General features: G+C 65.0%; 1 protein-coding gene. It reads left to right on the top strand.

Annotation, left to right across the window (positions count from 1 at the left end; genetic code table 11):
• A partial coding sequence (locus tag HMPREF9538_RS33070) for an L-glutamate gamma-semialdehyde dehydrogenase (RefSeq protein WP_228701595.1) occupies window positions 1–2,145 on the top strand: 2,145 nt, incomplete at its 5' end.
• Between the last annotated feature and the right edge of the window lie 233 nt (window positions 2,146–2,378).

Below are 2,378 nucleotides of genomic sequence, written 5' to 3'. Positions count from 1 at the left end.
CTGCCGCGCGATCTCTACGGCAGCGGCCGGAGCAACTCCGCCGGTCTCGATCTGGCGAACGAGCACCGTCTGGCCTCCCTCTCCTCTTCCCTGCTCAACAGCGCGCTGCATAAATGGCACGCATTGCCGATGCTGGAGCAGCCGGTGGCCGAAGGCGAGATGCAGCCGGTGGTTAACCCGGCAGAGCCGAAAGATATCGTCGGCTACGTCCGCGAAGCCAGCGACGCTGAAGTGCAGCAGGCGCTGACCAGCGCTATCAACAATGCGCCGATCTGGTTCGCCACTCCGCCGCAGGAGCGCGCCGCCATTCTTGAGCGCGCCGCGGTGCTGATGGAAAGCCAAATGCCGACCCTGATGGGGATCCTGGTGCGCGAGGCGGGTAAAACCTTCAGCAACGCCATCGCTGAAGTGCGCGAAGCCGTTGACTTCCTGCACTATTACGCCGGCCAGGTGCGCGACGATTTCGATAATGAAACTCACCGCCCGCTGGGTCCGGTGGTCTGTATCAGCCCGTGGAACTTCCCGCTGGCGATCTTCACCGGCCAGATTGCCGCCGCGCTGGCGGCCGGCAACAGCGTGCTGGCGAAACCTGCCGAGCAGACGCCGCTTATCGCCGCCCAGGGCGTGGCGATTCTGCTGGAAGCCGGCGTGCCGCCGGGCGTTATTCAACTGCTGCCGGGCCGCGGGGAGACCGTGGGCGCCGCGCTAACCTCCGATGAGCGCGTACGCGGCGTGATGTTCACCGGCTCCACCGAAGTGGCCACCCTGCTGCAGCGCAATATCGCCAGCCGCCTCGATCCCCAGGGCCGCCCGACGCCGCTGATCGCCGAAACCGGCGGGATGAACGCGATGATCGTCGATTCGTCGGCGCTCACCGAGCAGGTAGTGATCGACGTGCTGGCTTCCGCGTTCGACAGCGCCGGCCAGCGCTGCTCCGCCCTGCGCGTGCTTTGCCTGCAGGAAGAGGTCGCCGATCACACCTTAACCATGCTGCGCGGCGCCATGAGCGAGTGCCGGATGGGCAATCCGGGGCGCCTGACCACCGATATCGGTCCGGTTATCGATGCGGAAGCGAAAGAGAATATCGAACGCCATATTCAGGCGATGCGCGCCAAAGGCCGCACCGTCTACCAGGCGGTGCGTGAGAATAGCGAAGACGCCCGCGAATGGCGTCACGGGACCTTCGTGCCGCCGACGCTTATCGAGCTCGACAGCTTCGACGAGCTGAAAAAAGAGGTCTTCGGCCCGGTACTGCACGTGGTGCGCTATAACCGTAACGAGCTGGACAAACTGGTCGAGCAGATTAACGCCTCTGGCTACGGCCTGACCCTCGGCGTGCATACCCGTATCGACGAAACCATCGCCCAGGTCACCGGCAGCGCGAAGGTGGGCAACCTGTACGTCAACCGCAATATGGTTGGCGCGGTGGTCGGCGTGCAGCCGTTCGGCGGCGAAGGGCTGTCCGGTACCGGTCCGAAAGCCGGCGGTCCGCTGTATCTGTACCGTCTGCTCTCCAGCCGTCCACAGGACGCGGTTGGCGTAACCTTCGCCCGCCAGGATGCGGAGCGTCCGCTGGACGCCCAGCTGAAAACGCTGCTGGAAAAACCGCTGCAGGCGCTGCAGCAGTGGGCCGCGGGCCGTCCTGAGCTGCAGGCGCTGTGCCAGCAGTACAGCGAGCAGGCGCAAAGCGGCACCCAACGCCTGCTGCCGGGGCCAACCGGCGAGCGCAACACCCTGACGCTGATGCCGCGCGAGCGCGTGCTGTGCGTAGCGGATAACGAACAGGATGCGCTGATCCAGCTGGCGGCTGTGCTGGCGGTGGGTTGTGAAGTACTGTGGCCGGACAGCGCCCTGCAGCGCGATCTGGCGAAGAAACTGCCGCGGGAGGTCAGCGAGCGCATTCGCTTTGCCAAAGCGGAGCAGTTGCCTGGCCAGGCCTTCGACGCGGTTATCTACCACGGCGATTCCGACCAGCTGCGCGAGCTGTGCGAGCAGGTGGCGGCGCGCGACGGGGCGATTGTCTCCGTGCAGGGCTTCGCCCGCGGCGAAACTAATCTGCTGCTGGAGCGGTTGTATATCGAGCGTTCGCTGAGCGTTAACACCGCGGCGGCAGGCGGTAACGCCAGCCTGATGACCATCGGCTAAAACGGGCTCCCCGGTGGCGCTGCGCTTACCGGGGCTACCTACCACCGCCAAAGGGTAGCCCGGATAAGGTGCGGTGCGCCGCCATCCGGGCAATCAGTCTGCGCTGCGATCAGCTAATGACAGCCGACGTCAGCTGTGTTTAATTAAGGCTCCCGGACGGGAGCCTTTTTTATGGGAGCAGAACAATGAAACGCACGTTATTTGCCGTGATGGCCCTGCTGGCCAGCGGCGCG

Origin of the sequence: Klebsiella sp. MS 92-3, from assembly GCF_000195655.1 — a bacterium.
GTDB lineage: Bacteria > Pseudomonadota > Gammaproteobacteria > Enterobacterales > Enterobacteriaceae > Klebsiella > Klebsiella pneumoniae.
This window is presented reverse-complemented; position numbering and strand designations above follow the sequence as displayed.